Raw genomic sequence first — 23,256 nt, 5'->3', positions numbered from 1 at the left:
GAAATGGGGAAAGAACGCCCCAGCGCCCCTCGTTCCCTACTCGCGTACCCTGTCGAGGTGACCTGGATGCGGAAACGTGACCACAATGTGCTGACCAACGCCGCATCGCTACTCGTGTGTGGCCTGCTGGCCGGCGTGGTGGTCGCCGCGGCGGCCTTCCCCGCGGTAGCGATGTCCGGCCTGGCCGCGAAGGCCGGCGCCGAGACATTCGGTGCCCTGCCCACGGAGCTGACGGTGGCCCGCGCGCCACAGATCAGCTACCTGATGGCCTCGGACGGCAAGACCCCGCTCGCGACGATGTACGACGAGAACCGGCGGGACGTGAAGCTCCCAGACATCTCGCCGGCAATGCAGAAGGCCATCATCGCGGCCGAGGACCACGACTTCTACAAGCACAACGGCGTCGACATCAACGGTGTCGCCCGCGCGTTCGTGAACAACCAGAGCGAGGGCGCCGGTCGGCAGGGCGCATCGACGCTGACCATGCAGTACGTCCGGCTGGCCATCGCCTACTCGGCCACCCACCCGGCGGACGTCGTCGCGGCGACCGAGGACACCAGCGCCCGCAAGCTCCGCGAGATGCGGCTGGCTCTCCAGGTCGACAAGGAATTCTCCAAGGACGAGATCCTCACCCGCTACCTCAACCTCGCCTCGTTCGGCAACGGCGCGTACGGCATCTACGCCGCCAGCCAGGTCTACTTCGGCAAGCCGCCGAGCAAGCTGAAGATCGAGGAAGCGGCCCTGCTGGCCGGCATGGTCAAGGCGCCGACGACGAACGACCCGACCACCGAGGCCGGCTACCCGCTCGCACTGGAGCGGCGTAACTACGTCATCCAGAACATGGTCGACATCAAGGCCATCACCCAGCAGGAGGCGGACGCCGCCAAGGCGACCAAGCTGGTCGTGAAGGACAAGCGCACCCCGAACGGCTGCGTCGCCGCCAACGTCAACGAGTGGGGCTTCTTCTGCGACTACTTCTACCGCTGGTGGATGGATCAGGAGACGTTCGGCTCGACCACGTACGACCGGGAGCGTCGGCTCAAGAGCGGCGGCTACACCGTCGTGACCTCGCTCGACGTCCAGGCGCAGCGCGGTGCGGACAAGGCCGTCCGTAAGGCCAAGAGCGTGAACAGCAAGGAAGCGGCAATGGTCGCGGTGGTCGAGCCGGGCAGCGGCCGGGTGCGGGCCCTCGCGGTCAACCGGCAGTTCAAGCTCGACGACCCGAAGAACCCGAAGAACAAGCTCTCCAGCGACCCGGCCAAAAGCAGGAAGGGCATCCGGGGCAACTACCCGGCGACAGTGAACCCGCTGCTCACCGGCGGCAACGGCATCACCGGTTACCAGGCCGGCTCGACCTTCAAGATCTTCAGCATCCTGGCCGCGCTGGAGAAGGGCATTCCGCTCAGCTACACGATCAACGCGCCCCAGCAGTTCAAGTCGGAATACATCATCGACAGCAGCAGCCCGGCTGCCTGCAAGGGCACCCACTTCTACTGCCCGACCAACTCCGGCCTGAAGGCCGGCGGCGTGCAGAACATGTGGAGCGCCTTCAGCGCGTCGATCAACACGTACTTCGTCCCGCTGCAACAGCAGGTCGGCGCGGAGAACGTGGTCGACGCCGCCCGGCGGGCCGGCATCCAGTTCCGGGCGAGCAACGACGCCAAGTTCGCCGCGACCAAGGATGCCGCCCACCAGTGGGGCGCGTTCACCCTCGGTGTCTCCTCCACCACGCCGCTCGACCTGGCCAACGCGTACGCCACCCTCGCGGCGGACGGGAAGTACTGCGAGCCGATCCCGGTGCAGGAAATCCGCGACCCGGAGGGCAACAAGCTGGACATCGCCAACCCGCGCTGTGAGAAGCGGTTCAGCACCGAGGTGGCCCGGGCCGCCGTGGACGCCGCCCGCTGCCCGGTCGGTGACAACTCCAGCACCAGCAAGTGCGGTGGCAGCCGTACGGCCCGCGTGGTGAAGGGCATCGTCGACGCGCCGGTGGCCGGCAAGTCCGGCACCACCGACTCGGAGAAGACGGCCGCCCTGGTCGCCATGACCAAGCAGTACTCGGTGGCCGGCATCATGGCCGACCCGGACTGGCCGCAGACGAACGTCAAGATGAAGCACGCCGAGAAGGACGGCATCAACCCACCGGTGTACGAGACCCTGCGCGATGCCATGAAGGGCAAGGACCGGGTCCAGTTCACACCACCCGGCCAGAAGATCTCCGAGGGTGACCAGCGCAGCATCCCCGACGTGAAGTGCGTGTCGGTGGAGCAGGCGAAGTCCCGGCTCAAGGGCGCCGGCTTCGAGCCGGTCGTCTCCAGCACCAAGGTGCCGTCCTCCTGCAAGGCGGGCGACGCGGCCGGCACCAGCCCGGACGGACGCACGATCAAGGGTGGTGTGGTCACCATCCAGGTCAGCAGCGGCGGCGGCACGCCGGGCAACACCGACGGCACTCCGGGCAACCCGCCCGGCAACCAGCCAGGTAGACCCGGCAACGGCCGCCCCAACGGCTGAGCCGACGGGTAGGACACGACGGGCGGGCACCCTCCTCGGGTGCCCGCCCGTTTCGTCTGCCCGGACCAGCTGGCGGCTACGACCACAGTCGTGCCGCGCCACCGACCCGGTGAGTCAGAGACCGAGCTGTCGGCGTACCTCGGCGGCCACCCGGCCACCCTCGGCCTGGCCCGCCACAGCGGCCTGGGCCGCCTTCATCGCCGGGCCCATCTGGGCCTTGCCGGTGAAGCCGCCCGCGGCGAGCGCCCCCGACACCAGCTCGGTCAACTCGGCGTCCGAGAGCTGCTTGGGCAGGTAGCGGTCCAACACCTCGCCCTCGGCGCTCTCCTTCGCGGCCTGCTCGGCGCGGCCGGCGTCGGCGAAGGCGGTGGCCGCCTCCCGACGCTTCTTGGCTTCCTTGGTCAACACCGCGAGCACCTCGTCATCGGTGAGCTCGCGCTTGGCCTTGCCGGCGACCTCGGCGGTGCCGACGGCGGCCAGGGCCATCCGCAGCGTGGAGGTGGTCAGCTCGTCGCGCGCCTTGAGCGCGGAACGCATGTCGGCGGTGAGGCGGTCCTTCAGCGTGCTCATGGACGGTCAAACTACCCTGAACGCCATGCGAAAGCGCACACTATTCCGGCTCGCCGCCGGAACCGCCACGATCGGCGCGGCCACCCTCGCGTACGCGTCGCTCATCGAGCGCAACATGTTCACACTGCGGCGGTACGACGTGCCGGTGCTCCCGACCGACGCGGAGCCGCTACGTGTGCTGCACCTGTCGGACCTGCACATGATGCCCGACCAGGCGCGCAAGCAGCGCTGGGTGGCGTCGCTGGCCGCCCTCGACCCCGACCTGGTGGTGGTGACCGGCGACAACATGGCGCACCCGGGCGCGGTGCCCGGGGTGCTGCGGGCCCTGCAACCGCTGCTGGACTACCCGGGCGCGTTCGTGTTCGGCTCCAACGACTACACCGGGCCGGTGTTGAAGAACCCCTTCACCTACTTCCTGCCCGACCGGGAGTACACCGAGGGCGTGGAGCTTCCCTACGAGGAGCTGCGTCAGGTCTTCACCGGCGCCGGCTGGGCGGACCTGAACAACGCGCGGACGAGCCTCAAGGCCGGCGGCCGGGAGCTGGACCTCGTCGGCGTCGACGACCCCCACATCGACCGGGACGACTACCCGTCCGTGTCGGGCCGGGTGGCGTCCTCCGCCGACCTGTCCATCGCCGTGACGCACTCCCCCGAGCCACGGGTGCTCGACCAGATGGCGGCGGACGGATTCGGCCTCCTGCTGGCCGGGCACACCCACGGTGGTCAGGTGTGCGTACCGGGCTTCGGGGCCCTGGTGACCAACTGCGGCCTGCCGCGCTCGATGGCGCAAGGGCTGCACCGGTGGCCCGGCTCGGACTCCTGGCTGCACGTCTCCGCCGGTCTCGGCACCCACCCGACCGCCCCGGTCCGCTTCGCCTGCCCCCCGGAGGCCAGCATCCTCACCCTCATCCCCCGCTGACCCCTCTCGCGCCACCCGTCGCGGCGAGACCAGGCAGCGGTCGTTGATCGACTCGGGTTCCTGAAAGTTGGGGTGTCCTGGTCACGTCGACAGCCCGACTTCCTGGAACCCGAGTCGATCAACGAACCAGCCCGGCCGGCGTTCGCGCTGACGGGTCCGGTCGGCGGGGGTACCGAGTTTGACCATCGGGGCGGGTGGGCTACTATTTGTCGGCACGCCTCGGGGTGTGGCGCAGCTTGGTAGCGCGCTTCGTTCGGGACGAAGAGGTCGTCGGTTCGAATCCGGCCACCCCGACCAGAGGTAAGAGGGCACATCCGATCACGGATGTGCCCTCTGGCGTTTGTTGACCATGCACGGCCCAGCGCTGTGGCGATGCTGCCCAGCTGCGGCCATCCGGGGCACGTTGAACGCGCCCGCTGCCGCCTTCAACCTTTTGACCCCCGGCGGGGTCGTGACAGGTAACCAATCGAGGCGGGGGCTTATGGCAGCTGACGACGAGCATTTCCGAGAGTTCGTCGACACGCGCTACATGGATCTCTTGCGCGTGGCGTACCACCTCACCGGGTCGGCACAGGATGCGGAGGATCTGGTGCAGGCGGCGCTGGTGAAGGTGATGCGTCGGTGGCGGCGGGTCGAAGATCCGATGGCCTACCTGCGGCGCGTCATGATCAATCAGCACATCAGTAGTTGGCGCCGCTACCGGGTGCACGAGTTGGTGACGACGATTCTGCCGGAGCGGTCCACCCGGGACATGACGGATGCGGTGGCGGAGCGGCACGCCCTGTACGCGGCGATGCGGGCACTGACGCCGCGCACCCGGGCCGTGATCGTGCTGCGGTACGTGGTCGATCTGCCGGAGGCGGAGGTCGCCGCCACCCTGGGCTGCTCGGTCGGGTCAGTCAAGAGCCGTGCGTCGAGGGGCCTGGCTCGCCTGCGGCTGGCACTGGCAGCGGACGCGCCGCCGTCGACACCGGCATCAACGGCAGCTCAGCCGGCACCGGACGGCACAACGAGGATGACGGGGGCAACGCCATGACTGTCGACGAGGAGCTGGGCCGGGCCCTGGCCGAGCTGAGCAGCACGCTGACCCCGCAGCCGGATCCGTACGGTCGAGTCCTGGCGCGTTATCGACGGAGGCGGCAGCGACGCCTCGGCGGGCTGGCCCTGGCCCTCGTGGTCTCGGTGGGTGGCACAGCCTTCGCCGTGGCCGGCCCGGCCCGGACCACGCAGCCACCACCAGCGAACTCGAACGAGTCCATCGCACCCGTACTGGCCTGGTCGGACAAACTGCTTCAGTCGCCGCCACGCGGTGCGGTCGCCCGGGACACCAGCTATGTCCGCCAGCTTTCCGACCTTCTGTTGGACGCCCAGCGCCGAGGAGACTTTCCCAACCTGACGGTGCCGGTCAACGCGGTGAAGGTCCTCTTCATCGAAGACGTCAACGACCAACGGATCGCGCTCGCCGCCTTCGTCCGTGCCCAGCCCGATCCGGTCACCGGCTGGCCCAGCGCCGCAGTGTGGCTCGTCGCCGAGAAGGGCGCCAGCGCCGAGAAGCTGGCCAGCACCGGCTCTGTTCGGGGTACGAGCGACGCTCTGGAACCCTACGAGAGCCTTGCCGTGGACGACCCGTCCGGTCCGGGAAAGGCGATACACGTGGCGATCGCACCCGCCGGCTGCGCCTTCCTCACCTCACCGGTGCTCAACGGCAACGCGTTCCAGTGGGCCTCGGAGCCGACCGGTTCCTACCTGATCCGCACGCCGCAGACCCAGCGACCCGAGTGGTGGCGGGTCAACTGCGGCGCGGTGACGCGCAAGATAACTCCCGGGCCGGGCTCACTGGCGGCCAAGCCGATCACCGACGCCCAGCTCGCGACCGCGATGTCCCGGGTACGGGGAGATGTCACGGCGCAGCGGGCCCGAGAGCTGGTGTACCAGTCGGCCCAGTCGGCGGGCTACCGCCTGACCGCCCTGCCGAGCGTGGTGTGGGGCGGGCACGTTGCCGGCATCCCGACCGGCGGATCACCAACCGCCGGCGAGCCGTCGGTGACGAACGGCCAGGTGACCGTCCTGGCTGCTCCCGCAGTCGACGGCAGCTGGGTCGGCGAGGTGACGATCGAGCCCGATCAACCACGGTCCGACAGCGTCATCAGCACCGGCACCTCGTTCACCGTGCCGACGGATCCGACCGATCCCGCAAGCGTGCTGGCCGTGCCGATCGACGGCGACGCGGCCGGTGGCGGGGACCAGCAGTTCCTGCTGGTGGTGACCCCGGTTGCGGCCACCACTGTGCGCGTCCTACGGGACGGGCAAGAGGTGGCGAGGGCCCCGGCCAGCGGCTCCGGGGCGGCGTTGACAGTGCCCCGACCCACCGCGGGTCTCGTGGTGACGGCGCTCGACGGCTCCGGCAGGACACTCGCCAGCGCGCAGGTGTCTGACGAGGGTGCGCAGGGGACACCGGAGACGGATGCCTGGAACCAGGAATGACCGCGAGGAAGTGGCCCGGTCCGAACGACCGGGCCACCTCCGGGTACGCCGTCAGTCCGTCTTCCGCTTCACGTGAGGCAGGTCTGCGCCGGGTACGGAAGCCTGGTCACTCGACCACGATCCTGGTGCGTCGGCATCGGGCAAGCCCCACGACAGTGGCGCCAACGACGAGCAGCAGCAGGCCACCAACAGTCAGAGCGGTCACCGGGGTGCCGGTCACCGGAAGCCCCCCACCGGATTCGCTGCCCCCACCGGCACCGCCGCCGGGGGAAGAGGTGCCGGTTGGCTGGACCGTGCCATCACCATCCGGGGACTGTCGCGTGGGCGTGGGCGTAGTCGTGGGTTGGGCGGCCGACGGGCTCGGAGTCGGTGTCGCTCCAGCCGTCACGGTGACGTCGAGCGACTGGTCCTCATACGGGTGGTCACCGGACCAGACCCACTGGGTGATGGGCACGGTCGGGGTGATCTTCCAGCTGCCATCCCTGTTGCGGCCCACATTGCGGTAGGACGTGTTCGCGGGCATGTAGTAAAGGCCGACCGGGTAGGTCCCCGCCTTGGCCGTCGGCGGTGCCGTGACCCGGAATGGGTTGCTGGCCCCCCACGTCTCGGACGTCTGCCCGGGGGTGATCACCTCGGGGAGGTAGCAGAGCAGCTCGACGTCTCCGGTGCACGTCGCGCCCGTCGGGCCCGTCAGCGTCAACGGCGATTTGCCATAGGTCTGGATGGTCACGAAGGCCCCCTCGGCGTCGTAGTTGCCGAGGACGCTGAGGGGCACCGGAAGCTCTGCGGATTGCCCCGGAGCCAAGGTGATGTCGGCAATCTGGGGTGCCGACATGAACGTCCGGTACTCGACGTCGGCTCTGGCCGGGGCTGCGACAGCTAGCGGAACGCACATGGCCATAAGGGAGGCCAGACCGAACCGTGCCACCGCTGTACTTCGTTGCATGAACTGTTCCTTCGGGGTGCCTGAAGGGCGATGACCGTACAGGGGGGGGTGAGCAAGACCTACGAAGCTAGCGAATGACCAGCAACCTCGTTGTCCCACAAGCCGGAATCTGGATCAGTTCAACCAAACGAACGATGTCCCTCCCGGCTTTTCCCTCGGTCTGGGCCACGTTCGTTGAGCTGTCCGCCGTCCCGTCCCCGCGTGACGATCCCGAATGTGCCAGCGCTGTACGAGCGGCTGCCCGTACAAGCCCTCGGGGGATCTGGAGATGCGTATGTTGTCGCAACTGCGGTTGCTGAATCGTGGCGTGCTGGCCTTACTGACGGCCCTGCTGGTGTTGGTTGCGTCCGGTACACCGGCGTTCGCGGCGGCCCTGCCGCCACCCGCTCCGGTCAGCGCGAAACTGGTGTCCGAGACCCAGGTCGAGGTGAGCTGGCCGGCGGTGGCGGGCGCCAGCAGCTACGAGGTACGGCGTGGGACCGTCTCGGGTGGCCCGTACACGACGGTGGGTACCGTCACCGGGACGTCGTACCTGGACGGAACCGTCGCCGCCGAGACCACGTACTACTACGTGGTGCGGTCCCGATCCGGCAAGCGGGCGTCGGGTGACTCGTCCGAGGTGTCGGTGCAGACCTCGCTGGCGAAGCCCGTTAACGTACGGGCGACCGCGGCGGAGACGAGCATGACCCTGCGGTGGAAGGCCGTGGCCGGCACCGCGCGTTACGAGATCGTCCGCCTGAGTAACGATGCCCCGGTGGAGACGGTCGTCGGCACCACGACGTCAACCGAGTACGTGGACACCGGCCTCACTGTCGCCACCCGCTACGTCTACTGGATCCGGGCGGTCGCCACGGGCGGCGCCACTGCCACGTCCGACGCCGTGCGGGTCTACACCGGACCTGCCACCACGACGACTGTCACTGTGTCGCCGGGCTCGGTGGAGCAGGGACAGCGGATCCTGCTCATCGCGAACGTGCGGTACGCCGACGGTCGGATCCCTGGCGGTGAGGTCGCGTTCATGTCCGCCGCCGGAGCTGTCGCGTTCGCCACTGTCAACGGCACCGACGGCACGGCGATCGCCATGGTCAACGGCGCCGGCTGGACTCCGACCTCGGTCTACGCCCAGTTCCAGGGCTACGACTGGCCGGCGGCCGGGGCGAGCGTGTCCGGCGACGCGGTGCCAGTGGTCACCCAGCCCTACGGCGCGGTGGCCTTCAACGGCCCCTCGTGGCTGAAGCTCGGTTCCTGGGAGGAGGCGGTCGCCGCCGGCGACCTGACCGGCGATGGCCTCTCCGACGTGGTGATCACGACGACCGAGTACTTCGACGACGCCAACGACCATTCCGCTTTCCTGTTCGTGCAGGAGGCGGACAACCAGCTCGTGATGAAGCAGCAGGTGGCGATGTCCACCTCCAGCGGCGGCAGTATGTATCCGGTGATCGGCGACCTGGACGGTGACGGCGCGAACGAACTGGTCGTCGCCACCGGCGACGGTGTCGACGTGTTCCGTCGTACCGGATCGGGGCTCTCGGCGGCGGAGCACCTGTCGTTCGGCGACGACCTCATCGACCTCAGGCTCCGCGACCTCGATGGTGACGGCCGGACGGACATCGTCGCGGTGAGCGACAACGGCGTCCTGGTCCGGTACGGCGACGACAACGGCAGCTTCGCGCCGGCGGCCCTCGTCTCCGCGCACCGTGGCTTCGTTCTGGACGTGGTCGACATGACCGGGGACGGCCGGGCGGACCTGGTGGTGCAGCTCGGGCAGCTGATCCAGATCAGCGCCCAGGCGCAGCCCCGGTCGTTCGCGGCCCCCGTGGGATATCAGGCGCCCGCCGGGCATCAGCAGACGGTGGCTTCCATGGCGGTCGGCGACGTGACCGGCGACGGCAGGAAGGACGTCGTCGTCACCGTGTCCGGCAACGCGCCGAACGCCCAGGTGCAGGTGCTCACGCACGACAGCGCCGGTGTGCTCGGACGGTGGATCCGCTACCCGGTGTACGAGATGCCGGACGCCATCGCGATCGCGGACGTCAACAACGACGGTCGGGACGACGTCGCCATCACCCACGGCGGTTGGAGCGCGGCGAGTGTCCTGTTGCAGCGGCCGGACGGCTGGCTGGGCAACGAGTTCCGGGTCTCCCAGTTGCCGCCCGCCAGCTCCTTCACCCCGCGTGGCCTCGCGGTGGCCGACATCAACAACGACGGCCTGAAGGACCTGCTGATGGCCAACTACAACTACGGTCTGGTGGTCGTACCGCAGCGGCCCGCAGCCACGTCGGCGGCAGCGTCACCGAAGGTCCAGGTGGGTCGGGCCTGAGCGACGGTGGCGACGGGCCCGCTTCCCGGGCCCGGGCGGGCTTTGCCTGCAACCACCAGTGAGCACGAGGAACGGCCCGGTCGCTTCGACCGGGCCGTTTCCTCGTACGCAGCGAGTTCGGCGCCTTCTCAGCGGCGTTCGCGCCTGTCAGTCCTGTCGTTCGGTGCGTTCGATCTCCGCGAACGCGGCGGCCAGGTAGTCGCCCAACGGCACGCTGGTCGTCGCCAACAGGTCGGCCACCAGCAGCGGGGCATGCCGGGCCAGCGCCGACGCGTCAGGCGGTGCCTCGTCGCCGTCGGGGTCGTACACCCCGAGCGCGCCGGCCAGCAGGACGAGCACCACGTGCGGGTCGACATCGGAACGCCACCGCGTCGACTGCTGCACGCAGCGGGTCAACACCTGGCGGATGTCGTCGCCGGTCAACCCGTCCGGATGGCTCTCCTCCAGCAGCAGTCGGACCACCGCGCCGAGCACCAGCCCGGACCGCTCGTCCGCGGCGAGACCGCCGACTGCCTCGTCGTACGCCTGACCGTCGCGTGCCTGGGCGGCGGCGACGGCCGTCGTGGCGGTGACCGCGATGGCGCGGGCGGTAGCGGGCAGGTGTCGCCAGGTGCCGGTCATCGGGTCAGCATCGCAGACCCGGCGGACAACGCCGGACCGCCGTCAGCCGAGTGGATCATCGTGGGATTGGTCACCCGGCGGCCTGCGGCCAGCGGGGCGACGTCCAAAAGTGTTCGCGCGGTGTCGCACCCGGCGAACAGAATGCCGGACATGCTGCGTCGTGCCCTACCCCGCCGTTTCGAAGCTCGCCGACTCCTGATCGGCACCCTGTTGTCGGCGATCGGGCGCGGTCTGACCCTGCCGTTCCTGTTCATCTACTTCACCGACGTACGCGGACTCACCGACACCCGGGCGGGCCTGGTGATCGGCTGGTACGGCGCGGTCACCCTGGCGCTGTCACCGCTGGGCGGGACGCTCATCGACCGATTCGGCGCCCGCCGGGTGGTGGTGCCCTGCCTGCTGATCGAGGCCATCGGCACCGGCTCGCTGGCGCTGGTGAACTCGACCGGCTCGGCGGTGCTGGTGATGACGGTGATCGCCGTCGGCAGCTCGGCGATCTGGTCCGGGCAGAACACGATCCTCGCCTCGTTGACCGGAGACGACGAACGGCAACGGGTCTTCGGGCTGAACTTCGCCCTGCTCAACCTCGGTATCGGCATTGGTGGCATGACGTCCGGCGCGATCGTCGACACCGCCCGGCCAGGCACGTTCCAGATCATCTACGTGCTCGACGCGGTGAGTTACCTGATGCCGGCGCTGATCCTGCTGACCCTGCCGGGCGTTGGTCACCGACTCGTCCGCCCCAGGACCGGCGGCGAGCCGTCCGCCGGTGGCTACCTGACAGTGCTCCGCGACCGCCCGTTCCGCCGACTGGTGATCTTCGGTCTCATCCTCACCACCTGCGGGTACGCCCAGATCGAGGTGGGCTTCGCCGCGTACGCCGTGCGGGTCGTCGAGGTGACGCCCCAGGTGGTCGCCTGGGCGCTCGCGGCCAACACGGTAATGATCGTGCTGGCCCAGCTCCTGGTGCTCCGCCGGATCGAGGGGCGTAGCCGTACCGGTGCACTCGCCGTGGTCGGGGCGGTGTTCGCCGGCGCCTGGTTGGTCCTCGGTGCCGGCGGCCTGGTCAGCGCCGAAAACGCCGTCTTTGCCGCGCTGTGCGTGGTGGCCTGCTCGGCGATCTTCGGCTTTGGCGAGACGATGCTGTCGCCGGTGATGCCCGCGCTGACGAACGCTCTGGCCACCGACGAACTGCGCGGCCGGTACAACGCCATGAGTTCAATGATCTTCGGGATCAGCGGCGTGATCGGACCGGTGACCGCCGGCCCGCTCCTCGGCGCCGCCCACGGCAGCGTCTGGGTGGCGACAGTGGTCGGCGGTTGCCTGATCGCCTCGCTGGTCGCCCTCTCCCTGCGCCGACTGCTCACCGCCGAGCAGGACGGCGTAGCGACGACCGCCCCGTCGTCCCGCACCGCCGCGCCCACCCCCGCCTGACGTGCTCGATCCTGGATGTAGTGGCCTCGATGCGTGTCAATGCCACTACATCCATGTTCGAGCGCGATCCTGCAGCAGGCGGCGGGCGCGCGGCGGGCGGCGAGCGGCGGGCGCGGGCTGATGCGGGGCGGCGGGCTTTGGAACGGGTCGGGCCCCGGAGCTGGTGCTCCGGGGCCCGATCTCGCGGGGTCGGCCGTCAGGCGGCGGGGACCTCAGCGGTGGTGCGGATCCGGTCCAGCGTCGGTGCGGAGACCGGCGACTGGGCGGTCAGGTAGTCCACGAACGCGTCCAGGTCGATCTGGCCGGTGACCAGGTTCGTCCCGGCGGTGAGGGCGCTGAACCCGTCGCCGCCGCCAGCCAGGAAGTTGTTCACCGTCACCCGGTAGGTGGCGGCGGTGTCGACGGCGGTGCCGCCGAGGGTGAGGCTGCCCCGGACGACGCGGGTGCCGGCGCACGGGTCGGCGGTGGGGGCGGTAGTGCCGTTGAGGTCGACCACGTAGCCCACGGTGGAGGACGGGTACAAGATCCGGCCGGTGACGAACTGCTGCTCCAGTACGCAGTAGAGCTGCGCACCGGTCAGGTCCAGCGTCACCAGGTTGTTGGCGAACGGCTGCACCGTGAACGCCTCCTCGTAGGTGACCGGGCCGGCGTCGAGGTCGGCCCGGACCCCGCCCGGGTTCATGAAGGCAGCGACGGCGTTCTGCTCGTCGTCGGTGGCAGCAAGCTGCGCGTCGGCGATCAGGTTGCCCAGTGGCGATTCACCGCACGAGGCTGGCACCTGCGGCGAGCAGGTGGCGAGCAGATTCTCCTGGGTCTTGGTGATCGCGGTCGTGGTCTCGCCGACCTGGCGGTCGGCGACCGGGCCGAGCACGGTCTTGTACCGCTCGATCAGCGCGGTCTGCTTCTGGTCCGGGTCGACGTCCCGGCTGACCACCACGTTGTTCGCGCTGGCGGAGACCACGTCACCGCTGTGCCGGTCGATCTTGAGGTCGATGTCGGTGACCAGGCGACCGAACGAGCTGGCGCTGGTGACCAGCTTGCCGTTGATGTCGCAGTTGTACGCCTGGTGGGTGTGCCCGCTGACCACCACGTCGATCGACGGGTCCATCCGGTTGGTGATGTCCACGATGGGGCCGGTCATGCCGACGCAGTCGTTGATCCCGCCGGTCGCCGCCTGGGTGCCACCCTCGTGCAGCAGCACGACGATCGCCTCCACGCCCTTGCGGCGCAGCTCGCGAGCGTACCGGTTGGCGGTGTCCGCCTCGTCGGCGAAGCTGAGACCGGCGACGCCCTGCTGGCTGACGATCTGCGGGGTGCCCTCCAGGGTCATGCCGATGAAGCCGACCTTGACGCCCTGCACCTTGTGAATCGCGTACGGGGCCATCAGCGGCTTGCCGGTGGCGGTCGTGAAGGCGTTCGCGGACAGGTACTGGAAGTCGGCCCCCCGGTACGGGGTGCCGTCGACGCAGCCGTCCACCGGGTGGCAGCCGCCGTTCTGGATCCGCAGCAGCTCGGCGGCGCCCTCGTCGAACTCGTGGTTGCCGACGCTGGCGTAGTCCAGCCCGGCCATGCTCAGCGCCTCGATGGTCGGCTCGTCGTGGAACGCGGCCGAGAGCAGCGGGGACGCGCCGATCAGGTCACCGGCGGCGACCGTGATGGTGTTCTTCTTCTTGGCTGCGGCGCGCAGCTCGGCCAGGTGGGTGGCCAGGAACTCGACGCCACCCGCGGTCTGCCCGGCGATGGTGCCGCTGGACCCGCTCGGCGGTTCGAGGTTGCCGTGGAAGTCGTTGAGGGCCAGCAGGGTGACGTCGACCGGCTTCGGCCGCGCGTCGGCTTGCTCAGGGCTGGTGGCGACCGCGCCGAAAGCGGCCACCGCGAGCGCGGTCAGGCCGACAGCGGCCCGGCGCATCCCGGGTATGAACATGGATCTCCTCGTGAGAATCGGCGCGGACGGTGCCCGGCCTCTGGGTCGACCGGGCCGCCGACGGACGCCGTCGGAAGGGTCGCGGTTGGGCGGCGGTTGAGCATGGCCCCCGCCCCGACAGCCTCTCATCCGTACGCCGACCGGTCGAGCCGGGCAGCACATCGGAGCAGCGCGTACGCCGGGACCAGAATCGATCACCGTTTACCGCGGTCTGCCGGACAGTGTCGGAGCCAGGGTCTAGAAAGGACGGGACAGTCATCGCGGGCAGGAGGCATCGTGAGCGGAACGACACCGGTGGCGGAGCAGGTGCGATCGGCCGACGGCACGCCCATCGCGTTCGAGCGGTCCGGTGCCGGGCCGGCGCTCATCCTGGTCGGCGGCGCGTTCGCCGATCGCCAGGCGACCCGTGACCTGGCCGCCGCGTTGGCGACGGATTTCACCGCCTTCGGCTATGACCGTCGGGGTCGCGGCTACAGCGGCGACACCGCACCGTACGAGGTCGGTCGTGAGATCGACGACCTGGCCGCCGTGATCGCCGCGGCAGGTGGTTCCGCCGCCCTCTACGGCATCTCCTCCGGTGCCGTCCTGGCCGCCCTCGCCACCGCACAGGGCCTGCCGGTGACCAGGCTGGTGCTGTTCGAGCCACCGTTTCAGGTTGGTTCGCACGTGGGCGTCAGCAAGGACATCACCCCGCAGCTCATCGAGCTGATCGCCGCCGACGACCGGGACGGCGCGGTGACGACCTTCCTCAGCGCCTCGGTGGGGCTGCCGGCCGAGCAGATCACCGCGATGCGGTCGCAGCCGATGTGGGCGGGGCTGACGGCGCTCGCGCACACCCTGGTGTACGACGCGATCGTCACCACCGGAGGGCGACTCCCCGCCGAACGGCTGGCGGCCATCACCGCGCCGACCCTCGCCCTGGACAGCACTGGCAGTCCAGAGTGGTTGCGGGACGCGAGTCGGGCGGCGGCCGAGGCAGTGCCGGGCGGCCGGTCGGTGAGCCTCGACGGCGGCTACCACGACGTGCCGCCGGCGACGTTGGCCCCGGTGCTGCGCGAGTTCCTGCTCGGCTGACGACACCGGCGCGCCGCCCGACCAGCGCACCGCCGACCAGCACACCGGCGACCAGCGCACCGGCGGGCCAGCGCACCGCCGACCAGCGCACCGGTGGGCCAGCGCACCGACGGCCACCGCACCGACGGGACATGACTGGCGGGCCACCTGGCCGGCGCGAGCCCGGCGGGTCAGCCGTCGATCAGTGCCTCGTCGACCAGTGCCGTCACGGCGTCCGGTGGCCAGGTGCCCGCGACGCCGGGGCGGGCCGACAGGTAGGTGGCGATCCGCTCGGCCGGCCAGCCGTGCGACTCGCGTAGCCCTTTGGCGATCATGCCGAGGTAGATCGGCGCGGGTGGCCGGCACCGCGCGGCAGACGCCCTCTCGGGGGCGGTGAAGGTGAGCAGCGGAACGCCGTCGCGGTGGCCCGGGCAGACGAGCGTTTCGTACCGGCCCGGGCCGAGGGTCGCCCGTCCGTTGGCGACGGCGGCGGCAATGGCCGCGCCGGTCGCCGGAATCAGGTCGGTCGGGTCGCCCGGCGGGCGGTACATCTCCTGCGCGGCGATGTCGGTGAACTGCTCCAGGGTGACCAGGTAGGCGCGGGCGGCGGCCTCGCCCGGTAGGTGCGGGTCGTAGAAGGCCATGCCGCCGGTCCAGGCACCCGACTCGCCGGCGAAGTAGATGCCGCCGGGCAGCGACACGGCCGCCGACCGGCTCGGTGGGCGCCGGTCGCGGCAGCCGGGGTACGTCCGCTTTCCGCCGGGTGGGCAGCCACCACCGATGTACCAGCCCAACCGGGCGGCGTGCATGTTCGAGCCGTACGAGACGTACCAGACCAGCACGACGACGCCTCAGAAGCCGCAGGTCTGCCCGGCGGAGTGGCTCACCGGCACGGTGTGGGTCACGCAGCCGCCGGCCTGAACGGAGTGCAGCAGGAAGGCGGTGGGCTCGTGGACCCAACCGATCTGCTCGTCGGCGCTCATGGTGAGCGTGCTCTGCTTCCAGGTGCTGGGTGCCACGGTGAGGACCGTGCCCGCGTACGCCGTGGTGACCGGGCGGTGCAGGTGGCCGGCGGCGACCCGTACGACGTGCCGGTGCCGGCCGATCACCTCGGCGAGCGCGTCACCGTCGGCGAGCCGGATGGCGTCCGCCACCGGGATGCCGACAGCGACGGGTGGGTGGTGCAGGAAGATCAGTGCCGGCGCCTCGGGTCGCCCGGCCAGCACCCCGTCGAGCCAGCCGAGCTGTTCCTCGCCGAGTTGGCCACCGTCGCTGCCGGGGACGAGCGAGTCGAGCACCACGACGGTCGCCGCCTCGTGGTCGACGTGGTAGTAGGCCGAGAAGCCGCCGCCGAGCCACTGAGTGCCGCCGAACGCGTCGAGCAGGGACTCCCGGTCGTCATGGTTGCCGGCGGCCAGGTGCACCGGCAGCGGGAACCGGCCGATGACCTCGCGCAGCGCCGCGTACTCGTCGGGCTGGCCGTGGTCGACCAGGTCGCCGCTGATCACCACGCAGTCCGGGCGGGGTCGTATCGCCAGCACCCGGCCGAGCGCTCGGTGCAACCCGGCGGCCGGTTCGGCGGCGAGCAGGCCGGTGGTCAGGTGCGGATCACTGAGCTGGGCGATGAGCATGGGCTCGCCTCCTCGGCGCCGGATGCCTCACGCTATCGCCGGACGCGGCATCCCGGGAACCGGGTTACCGGGATGCCGGAGCTGCGGCGGCGGGAGTCCACAGGCTGCGTCCACAGCCTGTGGATAGCACGTGTGTACGAAGACGGATTGGTCCCCGCCGCCGTGAGTACGCTTGATCGAGCGGCTCGGCGTCAGCCGGGCCCCTCCCCTACCTGGAACGACGTGCGAGTGGATCATCAGCGAGTCATCCGTGACGTCACCGTCCGCCTGCCGATGGCGTCGAGCACGCCGGAGGCGTGTCGATGGACGGTCACCGCGCTGTCCCGCCACACCCCGGCGACCATCTCCGTGCTGCTCGCGGTCCACGACCGCCTGCGCTGCGTCGCGGCGACCGGGGCCTGGCAGGTCTTCGCCACCGTGCCGGCGCGCACCGGCATCGTCGGCCGGGTGTACGCGACGGGCGTTCCCGCCGTCGTCCCGGACGTCAGCGTCGACCCGGACTATCTACCGGTGCGCCCGGACGTGACGGCCGAGCTGTGCGTACCGGTGCTGGACCCGACGGGCCGGGCGATCGGCGTGCTCGACCTGCAGTGGAGTGAGCCGACCGACCTGGAGCCGTGGCGGGGGACCGCGCAGCGGCTGGCCGACGGGCTCGGCGCGCGGATCGCCGCCCTCGGCGGCCCACCGGCGGAGAGCCGCAGCGAGACGTTGCTCCGGCACGCCGCCGCGCTCTCCTCCGCCCCGACCGAGGGGGAGGTGATGGGGGCGGCGGCCCGCGCCGCCCGGGAGGTCTCCACGCTCTCCACAGCGCTGCTGCTGATCGGCGGTCAGCTCGGCCCGTCCCCGGCGACGCCGAGCGATCTGGAGACCCGGATCCGCGCCGAGTTGGCCGGGGCGGGTCCGGTTGCCCTGGACCGGATGGTCGACCGAGCTCACCGGTACGGCGCCGGGTACACGCTGGGCGAGGCCGGGCACCCGCCGACCGAGGACTACCGCCCGCTGACCCGAGCGGGGGCACGCACGCTGGTCGCCGTGCCGGTCGGGCCGGCGGATGCCGGTGGGGTGTTGCTGGTCGCCGACGAACGCGCGCTGCGCCCGGACCCGACCACCGTCAGCCTGATGGAGTTGCTCGCCGGGCAGGCCTGGACGAGCGTGGACCGGCTGCGCACGCTGGCCCGGTTGCGCGAGCAGGCCAGCTCCGACCCGCTGACCGGGTTGCGGCACACCGGCCCGTTCGGGCAGCGGATCGCGGCGGCCACCCCCGGCCGTACGGCCCTGCTGGCGATCGACGTGGACGGCTTCAAGACCGTGAACGACACGTACGGCCACCAGGCCGGCGACCGGGTGCTGGTCGGGTTGGCCCGGGCGTTGGAGGCGGCGTTGCGGCACGGCGACGAGTTGTACCGGATCGGCGGCGACGAGTTCGTTGCGGTGATCGAGGTGAGCCGCCCGGAGGAGGCGGTCCGGATCGCCGAACGGCTGACCGAGGCCGCCCGACGGATCGGCCGCACGATCAGCGTGGGTGTCGCAGTACCCCGCCCCGGCGAAGCCCCCGAACGCACCCTGAGAAGAGCCGACCAGGCCCTCTATGCGGTGAAACGGCAGGGCCGAGACGGCGTACACCTCTCAGCAGCCTGACCCCCTGCGGCCCGCAGCCGTCGATCTTGCGCTTTCGGTAGGCGTTTTGCCGCTCTTACCCCTTGTGTCGGCACCGAAAGTGCAAGATCGCCGCAGTCGGGGAAGGGCAGGGCCGGGAAGGGCCGGGGTTAGGGGGTGTGGAGTTCCTTGGCCAGGAGCTCGGCGATCTGGGCGGTGTTGAGGGCCGCGCCCTTGCGGAGGTTGTCGCCGGTGACGAAGAAGTCGAGGGCGCGCGGGTCATCCAGGGCGCGGCGGATCCGCCCGACCCAGGACGGGTCGGTGCCGACGGCGTCGATCGGCATCGGGAACTCCCCGGCTGCGGGGTCGTCGACCAGGATCACCCCGGGAGCGTTGCGCAGCGCCTCGCGGGCGCCCTCGGCGTCCACCTCGCTGGCGAAGACCGCGTGCACGGCCACCGAGTGCGCGGTGACCACCGGCACCCGGACGCAGGTGGCGGAGACCTTGAGGTCGGGCAGGCCGAGGATCTTCCGCGACTCGTTGCGGATCTTCACCTCTTCCGACGACCAGCCGCTGTCCGCCGGGGAGCCGGCCCAGGGGACCACGTTGAGCGCCATGGGTGCCGGGAACGGACCCAGGTCGTCACCGACCGCCTGGCGTACGTCGCCGGTGCGCGAACCGAGCGTCCGGTCGCCGGCGACCTTGGTGAGCTGGTCGTGCAGGATGTCGACGCCGGACTGACCGGCGCCGGAGACCGCCTGGTAGGAGGCGAGCACCAGCTCTCGCAGGCCGTACTCGCGGTGCAGTGGCGCGACCGCGACGATCATCGCGAGGGTCGTGCAGTTGGCGTTGGCGATGATGCCCCGGGGCCGGTTGCGGACCTGCTCGGGGTTGATCTCGGGAACGACGAGCGGGACGTCACGGTCCATGCGGAACGCGCCGGAGTTGTCGACGGCGATCGCGCCCCGGGCGACGGCGATCGGCGCCCACTCGGCGGAGACCTCGTCGGGCACGTCGAACATGGCCACGTCGACACCGTCGAACGCTTCGGGGGTCAGCGCCTGGACGACGAGTTCCTCACCCCGACAGCGCACCCGACGCCCGACGGAGCGCTCGGAGGCGAGCAGGCGGATCTCACCCCAGACGTTGCGCCGCCCGGTGAGCAGCTCACACATCACGGTGCCGACGGCACCTGTCGCTCCGACCACGGCGAGGGTGGGCAGCGCCGTCATCGGCGCTACCTACCCGTCCCCGCGTAGACCACGGCTTCGGTGTCGCCGCCCAGCTCGAACGCGTCGTGGATGGCGCGGACGGCGGCGTCGAGGTCGGTGTCCCGGCAGACGACGGAGACCCGGATCTCGGAGGTGGAGATCATTTCGATGTTGACTCCGGCCGCGCCGAGCGCGGCGAAGAAGCCGGCTGCCACACCGGGGTGCGAGCGCATGCCGGCGCCGATCAGCGAGACCTTGCCGACGTGGTCGTCGTAGAGCAGGCCCTTGAACTTGACCGGCTCCTGGATCTTGCTGAGCGCCGCCATCGCGGTGGGCCCGTCGGCCTTGGGCAGGGTGAACGAGATGTCCGTCCGGCCGGTGCCCTCGGTGGAGACGTTCTGCACGATCATGTCGATGTTGATCTCGGCACCGGCGACGGTGTCGAAGATCCGCGCGGCGGCACCGGGCTCGTCGGGCACCCCGACGATCGTGATCTTGGCCTCGCTGCGGTCGTGTGCGACCCCGGTGATCAGTGCCTGCTCCACGGAAAGGTCCTCCATCGATCCGGTGACCATCGTGCCGGTGTTGGTCGAGTATGACGAACGGACGTGGATCGGCAACCCCGCCCGGCGGGCGTACTCCACGCTACGCAGGTGCAGCACCTTCGCGCCGCAGGCGGCCAGCTCCAGCATCTCCTCGTAGGTGATGTCCTTGATGTGCCGGGCGTTGGGCACGATCCGCGGGTCGGCGGTGAAGACGCCGTCCACGTCGGTGTAGATCTCGCAGACGTCGGCGTGCAGGGCGGCGGCGAGCGCCACCGCTGTGGTGTCCGAACCACCACGGCCCAGCGTGGTGACGTCCTTGGTGTCCTGCGAGACGCCCTGGAAGCCGGCCACGATGACCACCGACCCCTCGTCGAGCGCGCCCTTGAGCCGCCCGGGGGTGACGTCGATGATCCGGGCGCGGCCGTGCACCGAGGTGGTGATCACGCCGGCCTGCGAACCGGTGAACGAGCGGGCTTCGTACCCCAGGTTGTGGATGGCCATGGCCAGCAGGGCCATGGAGATCCGCTCCCCGGCGGTGAGCAGCATGTCCAGTTCGCGACCCGGCGGCAGCGGACTGACCTGGTTGGCCAGGTCGAGCAGCTCGTCGGTGGTGTCGCCCATCGCGGACACCACCACCACCACGTCGTCGCCGGCCTTGCGGGCGGCGACGATGCGCTCGGCCACCCGCTTGATCCGCTCGGCGTTGGCGACGGAGGACCCGCCGTACTTCTGCACCACGAGTGCCACGACGGTGCACTCCCTCCCAGCGACCCTGAGCGTGCCGACGCCGCCGGAACCGGGGCCGGCGGCGCGTGTCAGACCCCTTGAGGGTATCCGGCGGGTAACGAGGCCGGGTCAGGTGATCCCACCATCCGGCCCGCCGGACGCCGGCGGGGCCGGTCCCACCAGGTCGGGCGGTACGCGGGAACGGCCCGCCCGACACGCCGGGACGAGCGCGGTACGCGCGGCGCCCACCGATCGCCCGCACCCACCAGAATGGGCCGGTGCCCGTCCTCCTCCGCTCGGCCGGCCGCGTGCTCGGGCCGCTCGTCCTCGCCCTACCGACGCTCCTGGCCGCCTGCACCAGTGAGCAGCCACCGGCTCCACCACCCGCCGATGCCGCGCCGGTCCAGGTGGACGCCGCGTGGGACGAGTTGGCCGCGCTGGCTGCGGCTGCTCAGGACCGCCACCTGGTGGCGCAGTACGTGTACGGCCGGCCCGGTCAACCGGACCGGACCATCGTCTTCACCAGCGCGAACGACGGCAGTTGGCGGGTCGACGTGCCGGGGGGCGCGTTGGGCGGCACCGCCGATGTCTCGATGGCCAGCACGGCCGACGGGCTGTTCCAGTGCGCCCTGCCGTCGGCCGGTCACGCCGGGTCGGCGAGCTGCGTACGCCTGGGTGACCGCGACGACGCGGTGCCGCGCCGGTTGGACCCCCGGGTGCAGCACCCGCTCACCGACTGGCTGGATGTGCTCACCGACCGACGTGCCCCGCTGGCGGTCGCCCCGGCCACCGCGCCCGAGGGCGTCACCGGCACCTGTTACTCGGTGGAATCCACCTCGGCGTCGCTCAACGCCCCGCTGGACGTGGGCATCTACTGCTACGACCGGGACGGCACGCCGACCGGTGTCCGGACCGGGGCCGGGACGCTGCGGCTGGCCGCTCCCCCCGCCCCGGCACCGGCCACCGTGCAACTGGCCGGCCCGGTGGTGATCGACCGGGAGCCGCTCGACACCGCGGCGCCGCCGACCCCGGACCCGTCGGAGAGCCCGAGCGCGGGAACGCCCTGATCTTCGTCCCGTTACGGGTGCTCTTGCCCACATTTCGCCACCCCGTCCTGAGCGACGAATCACCCATACGGGACGATCCGTCTTATGGCCGATCTCACCCCGCTGCTCGCCTACCGCTGGAGTCCGCTGGCGTTCCACCCCACCGCGGAGCTGAGCGCGGCCGACGCGTCCTCCCTGCTGGAGGCCGCCCGCTGGGCACCCTCCCTGGGCAACCGCCAGCCCTGGCGGTTCACAGTGGGCTACCGCAACGACGACACCTGGAAGCGCATCCTGGTCAACCTGACCGAGCGCGACCAACGCTGGGCGCACCGGGCCGCCGCGCTGCTGCTCGCCGCGCACGTCGACCCGGACGCCGCGGCGGCTGACGGGATCGCGTACGACCTGGGCCAGGCGGTCGCCCACCTCACCGTGCAGGCCACCGCGCTGGGGTTGCACGTCCGGCAGGTGCTGAGCGTGGACCGCGGCGGGCTCGCCGCCGACCTGCACCTCCCCGCCGACGTGCGGCCGTACGCGGTGCTCGTCGTCGGGCAGCTCGGCGACCCGCTCAGCCTGCCGGCGGACCTCGTCGCCGAGGAGACCGGCCTGCGCCGCCGCCGACCGTTGGCCGACCTGCTGCTCGGCTGACCGGTCAGCCGGCTACCCGCCGCGGCTGGCGCGCAGCAGGACCACTGCGGCCTCGGTGTTGCGATAGAGCACGTGCCGGCCCTGTCGGGACCGGTTGACCAGGCCGGCGGCGTGCAGCGCGGCCAGGTGTTGGGAGACGTTCCCGGCGGACATCCCGGTGAGTCGGGCCAGATCGGTGGTGGTGGCCGCCGTGTCGAGCCGGTGCAGCAGCACGGCCCGGCCGGGGCCGATCACCCGCCCCAGCGGGTCGCCCGGCGGCGGCGCTGTCGCCTCCCAGAGCGTCCCGACCGCTCGGACCGGGTACGCGCCGGCCGGCAGCGAATCCTCCAGCAGGTTCCACAGCACCCGCCGCCCGCTGAACACCGTCGGGTTCAGCGCCAGTCCACGACCCCGCAGGTCGAAGTCCCGCTCGAACGGGTCGTCGCTGACCACCCGGTCGCCGAGCCAGCGCAGGCTCGGGTGCAGCTGCTCGAAGAACCGGCCGGCGCCGTTCTCCGCGAGCTGGGCGGCCCGGTACGTCACGTCGGCGTCGAGCAGGGCCTGCATCCGTGGCCAGTCCGGGGCGATCGCCTCGTCGTACCAGACCCGCACCGCGTCGACGAGCTGCGGCAGCAGCCCACCGGGGTCGGCGAGCAGCGCCTGCCCGAACGTACCCAGCGGCCGGCGCGGGGTGGTCGCCAGCAGGTCCTGGACCACCACGGCCGGCGGCGTGGCGGCGATCTGTTCGAGTTGCTCGGCCATCTCCACGTTCGGCCGGGCGGCCGGGGTGAGGAAGTCGGGCAGCCAGCAACGCGGTCGGGCCAGCTCCACCAGCGGTCGGACCCGGGAGGCCACCTCGGGCCGACGCAGGGTCACCCGGGCGCGGTCGATCCAGGGCAGGTGCACCGCGTAGTGAATTGGGCTGGCCAGCGCCCACATGCTCATGACCGTCTCGTTGACCGGCGACACGGCCAACCGCACTCCCGCCACGTCGGCCACGTTGAACCGCAACTCGGACACGTACCCTCCCCGGGAGCAGGATTCGGTTGAGCCTAAAAGACTCGACCACCGTCATGGGGGCACGGTTCACTCACC

The 23,256-nt window shown here is 70.9% G+C and carries 19 protein-coding genes and 1 tRNA gene; 11 read left to right on the top strand and 9 right to left on the bottom strand.

All coding sequences use genetic code 11. The features are described from left to right. Nucleotides 1-66: 66 nt before the first annotated feature. On the top strand, nucleotides 67-2,511 hold the full coding sequence (locus tag ACX27O_RS22360; RefSeq protein ID WP_387220145.1) for a penicillin-binding protein: 2,445 nt from the start codon (nucleotides 67-69) through the stop codon (nucleotides 2,509-2,511). 114 nt (nucleotides 2,512-2,625) lie between these two features. Here the strand turns inward: ACX27O_RS22360 and ACX27O_RS22355 are convergent, their stop codons facing one another. Further along, complete coding sequence (locus tag ACX27O_RS22355) at nucleotides 2,626-3,081, bottom strand: GatB/YqeY domain-containing protein (protein ID WP_030328082.1); 456 nt, start codon at nucleotides 3,079-3,081, stop codon at nucleotides 2,626-2,628. Between the two features lie 25 nt (nucleotides 3,082-3,106). Between ACX27O_RS22355 and ACX27O_RS22350 the strand changes: the two genes are divergently transcribed. The 4 genes from ACX27O_RS22350 to ACX27O_RS22335 all read left to right on the top strand — a co-directional run bounded on the left by ACX27O_RS22350 (nucleotide 3,107) and on the right by ACX27O_RS22335 (nucleotide 6,484). Beyond that, nucleotides 3,107-4,000, top strand: a complete 894-nt coding sequence (locus ACX27O_RS22350; protein WP_030328084.1) for a metallophosphoesterase — start codon at nucleotides 3,107-3,109, stop codon at nucleotides 3,998-4,000. Nucleotides 4,001-4,220: 220 nt separating this feature from the next. Next, a tRNA-Pro gene (locus ACX27O_RS22345) sits at nucleotides 4,221-4,297 on the top strand. Between the two features lie 106 nt (nucleotides 4,298-4,403). Continuing rightward, the gene (locus ACX27O_RS22340; protein ID WP_458940031.1) at nucleotides 4,404-5,036 is read left to right on the top strand and encodes a SigE family RNA polymerase sigma factor; all 633 of its coding nucleotides are present in this window, start codon (nucleotides 4,404-4,406) and stop codon (nucleotides 5,034-5,036) included. Beyond that, entirely contained in the window at nucleotides 5,033-6,484 is a 1,452-nt protein-coding gene (locus tag ACX27O_RS22335) for a hypothetical protein (RefSeq protein ID WP_458940030.1), read from the top strand. The genes ACX27O_RS22340 and ACX27O_RS22335 overlap by 4 nt, the downstream gene beginning before the upstream one ends. Before the next feature lie 106 nt (nucleotides 6,485-6,590). Here the strand turns inward: ACX27O_RS22335 and ACX27O_RS22330 are convergent, their stop codons facing one another. Then, nucleotides 6,591-7,319 (bottom strand): hypothetical protein, encoded by a 729-nt coding sequence (locus ACX27O_RS22330; RefSeq protein ID WP_458940029.1) that lies wholly within the window; start codon nucleotides 7,317-7,319, stop codon nucleotides 6,591-6,593. A gap of 379 nt (nucleotides 7,320-7,698) precedes the next feature. Here ACX27O_RS22330 and ACX27O_RS22325 point away from each other — a divergent pair, with 379 nt between their 5' ends. After that, on the top strand, nucleotides 7,699-9,750 hold the full coding sequence (locus ACX27O_RS22325; RefSeq protein ID WP_458940028.1) for an FG-GAP-like repeat-containing protein: 2,052 nt from the start codon (nucleotides 7,699-7,701) through the stop codon (nucleotides 9,748-9,750). Nucleotides 9,751-9,897: 147 nt separating this feature from the next. On the opposite strand, the gene ACX27O_RS22320 is transcribed toward ACX27O_RS22325, so the two are convergent. Beyond that, complete coding sequence (locus ACX27O_RS22320; RefSeq protein ID WP_030328096.1) at nucleotides 9,898-10,371, bottom strand: hypothetical protein; 474 nt, start codon at nucleotides 10,369-10,371, stop codon at nucleotides 9,898-9,900. A gap of 150 nt (nucleotides 10,372-10,521) precedes the next feature. Here ACX27O_RS22320 and ACX27O_RS22315 point away from each other — a divergent pair, with 150 nt between their 5' ends. Next, nucleotides 10,522-11,805 (top strand): MFS transporter, encoded by a 1,284-nt coding sequence (locus ACX27O_RS22315; protein WP_358127965.1) that lies wholly within the window; start codon nucleotides 10,522-10,524, stop codon nucleotides 11,803-11,805. A gap of 196 nt (nucleotides 11,806-12,001) precedes the next feature. Here the strand turns inward: ACX27O_RS22315 and ACX27O_RS22310 are convergent, their stop codons facing one another. Next, nucleotides 12,002-13,729 (bottom strand): bifunctional metallophosphatase/5'-nucleotidase, encoded by a 1,728-nt coding sequence (locus ACX27O_RS22310; RefSeq protein WP_458940027.1) that lies wholly within the window; start codon nucleotides 13,727-13,729, stop codon nucleotides 12,002-12,004. A gap of 276 nt (nucleotides 13,730-14,005) precedes the next feature. Between ACX27O_RS22310 and ACX27O_RS22305 the strand changes: the two genes are divergently transcribed. Beyond that, nucleotides 14,006-14,803 carry an alpha/beta fold hydrolase gene (locus ACX27O_RS22305; RefSeq protein ID WP_458940026.1) on the top strand — a complete coding sequence of 266 codons (798 nt, stop codon included), beginning with the start codon at nucleotides 14,006-14,008 and terminating at the stop codon, nucleotides 14,801-14,803. 170 nt (nucleotides 14,804-14,973) lie between these two features. Here the strand turns inward: ACX27O_RS22305 and ACX27O_RS22300 are convergent, their stop codons facing one another. Together ACX27O_RS22300 and ACX27O_RS22295 are read right to left on the bottom strand one after the other, a co-directional pair. Continuing rightward, entirely contained in the window at nucleotides 14,974-15,624 is a 651-nt protein-coding gene (locus ACX27O_RS22300; protein WP_051708125.1) for a hypothetical protein, read from the bottom strand. A gap of 9 nt (nucleotides 15,625-15,633) precedes the next feature. Then, on the bottom strand, nucleotides 15,634-16,413 hold the full coding sequence (locus ACX27O_RS22295) for a phosphodiesterase (protein ID WP_030328106.1): 780 nt from the start codon (nucleotides 16,411-16,413) through the stop codon (nucleotides 15,634-15,636). A 228-nt stretch (nucleotides 16,414-16,641) separates the two neighbouring features. Here ACX27O_RS22295 and ACX27O_RS22290 point away from each other — a divergent pair, with 228 nt between their 5' ends. After that, the gene (locus ACX27O_RS22290; RefSeq protein ID WP_458940025.1) at nucleotides 16,642-18,051 is read left to right on the top strand and encodes a GGDEF domain-containing protein; all 1,410 of its coding nucleotides are present in this window, start codon (nucleotides 16,642-16,644) and stop codon (nucleotides 18,049-18,051) included. 128 nt (nucleotides 18,052-18,179) lie between these two features. On the opposite strand, the gene ACX27O_RS22285 is transcribed toward ACX27O_RS22290, so the two are convergent. Next, nucleotides 18,180-19,241, bottom strand: a complete 1,062-nt coding sequence (locus tag ACX27O_RS22285) for an aspartate-semialdehyde dehydrogenase (protein WP_210857585.1) — start codon at nucleotides 19,239-19,241, stop codon at nucleotides 18,180-18,182. A gap of 5 nt (nucleotides 19,242-19,246) precedes the next feature. Further along, the gene (locus tag ACX27O_RS22280; protein WP_030328111.1) at nucleotides 19,247-20,512 is read right to left on the bottom strand and encodes an aspartate kinase; all 1,266 of its coding nucleotides are present in this window, start codon (nucleotides 20,510-20,512) and stop codon (nucleotides 19,247-19,249) included. 257 nt (nucleotides 20,513-20,769) lie between these two features. Here ACX27O_RS22280 and ACX27O_RS22275 point away from each other — a divergent pair, with 257 nt between their 5' ends. Then, nucleotides 20,770-21,558, top strand: a complete 789-nt coding sequence (locus ACX27O_RS22275) for a hypothetical protein (RefSeq protein WP_245233500.1) — start codon at nucleotides 20,770-20,772, stop codon at nucleotides 21,556-21,558. 84 nt (nucleotides 21,559-21,642) lie between these two features. Next, the gene (locus ACX27O_RS22270; RefSeq protein ID WP_357636144.1) at nucleotides 21,643-22,182 is read left to right on the top strand and encodes a nitroreductase family protein; all 540 of its coding nucleotides are present in this window, start codon (nucleotides 21,643-21,645) and stop codon (nucleotides 22,180-22,182) included. 12 nt (nucleotides 22,183-22,194) lie between these two features. Here ACX27O_RS22270 and ACX27O_RS22265 read toward each other — a convergent pair whose 3' ends face one another. Next, nucleotides 22,195-23,181 carry an ArsR/SmtB family transcription factor gene (locus ACX27O_RS22265; RefSeq protein ID WP_030328116.1) on the bottom strand — a complete coding sequence of 329 codons (987 nt, stop codon included), beginning with the start codon at nucleotides 23,179-23,181 and terminating at the stop codon, nucleotides 22,195-22,197. Nucleotides 23,182-23,256 lie beyond the last annotated feature (75 nt).

The sequence above is a fragment of the Micromonospora sp. SD19 genome (genome assembly GCF_054462275.1).
The sequence above is the reverse complement of the archived record's forward strand: the minus strand, read 5'-3'. Positions and strand labels throughout refer to the sequence as shown.

Coding starts and splice junctions, on each gene's coding strand:
- ACX27O_RS22360 (WP_387220145.1), top strand. CDS start 67: ATGCGGAAACGTGACCACAATGTGCTGACCAACGCCGCATCGCTACTC.
- ACX27O_RS22355 (WP_030328082.1), bottom strand. CDS start 3,081: ATGAGCACGCTGAAGGACCGCCTCACCGCCGACATGCGTTCCGCGCTC.
- ACX27O_RS22350 (WP_030328084.1), top strand. CDS start 3,107: ATGCGAAAGCGCACACTATTCCGGCTCGCCGCCGGAACCGCCACGATC.
- ACX27O_RS22335 (WP_458940030.1), top strand. CDS start 5,033: ATGACTGTCGACGAGGAGCTGGGCCGGGCCCTGGCCGAGCTGAGCAGC.
- ACX27O_RS22330 (WP_458940029.1), bottom strand. CDS start 7,319: ATGTCGGCACCCCAGATTGCCGACATCACCTTGGCTCCGGGGCAATCC.
- ACX27O_RS22325 (WP_458940028.1), top strand. CDS start 7,699: ATGCGTATGTTGTCGCAACTGCGGTTGCTGAATCGTGGCGTGCTGGCC.
- ACX27O_RS22320 (WP_030328096.1), bottom strand. CDS start 10,371: ATGACCGGCACCTGGCGACACCTGCCCGCTACCGCCCGCGCCATCGCG.
- ACX27O_RS22315 (WP_358127965.1), top strand. CDS start 10,522: ATGCTGCGTCGTGCCCTACCCCGCCGTTTCGAAGCTCGCCGACTCCTG.
- ACX27O_RS22310 (WP_458940027.1), bottom strand. CDS start 13,729: ATGTTCATACCCGGGATGCGCCGGGCCGCTGTCGGCCTGACCGCGCTC.
- ACX27O_RS22295 (WP_030328106.1), bottom strand. CDS start 16,413: ATGCTCATCGCCCAGCTCAGTGATCCGCACCTGACCACCGGCCTGCTC.
- ACX27O_RS22285 (WP_210857585.1), bottom strand. CDS start 19,241: ATGACGGCGCTGCCCACCCTCGCCGTGGTCGGAGCGACAGGTGCCGTC.
- ACX27O_RS22270 (WP_357636144.1), top strand. CDS start 21,643: ATGGCCGATCTCACCCCGCTGCTCGCCTACCGCTGGAGTCCGCTGGCG.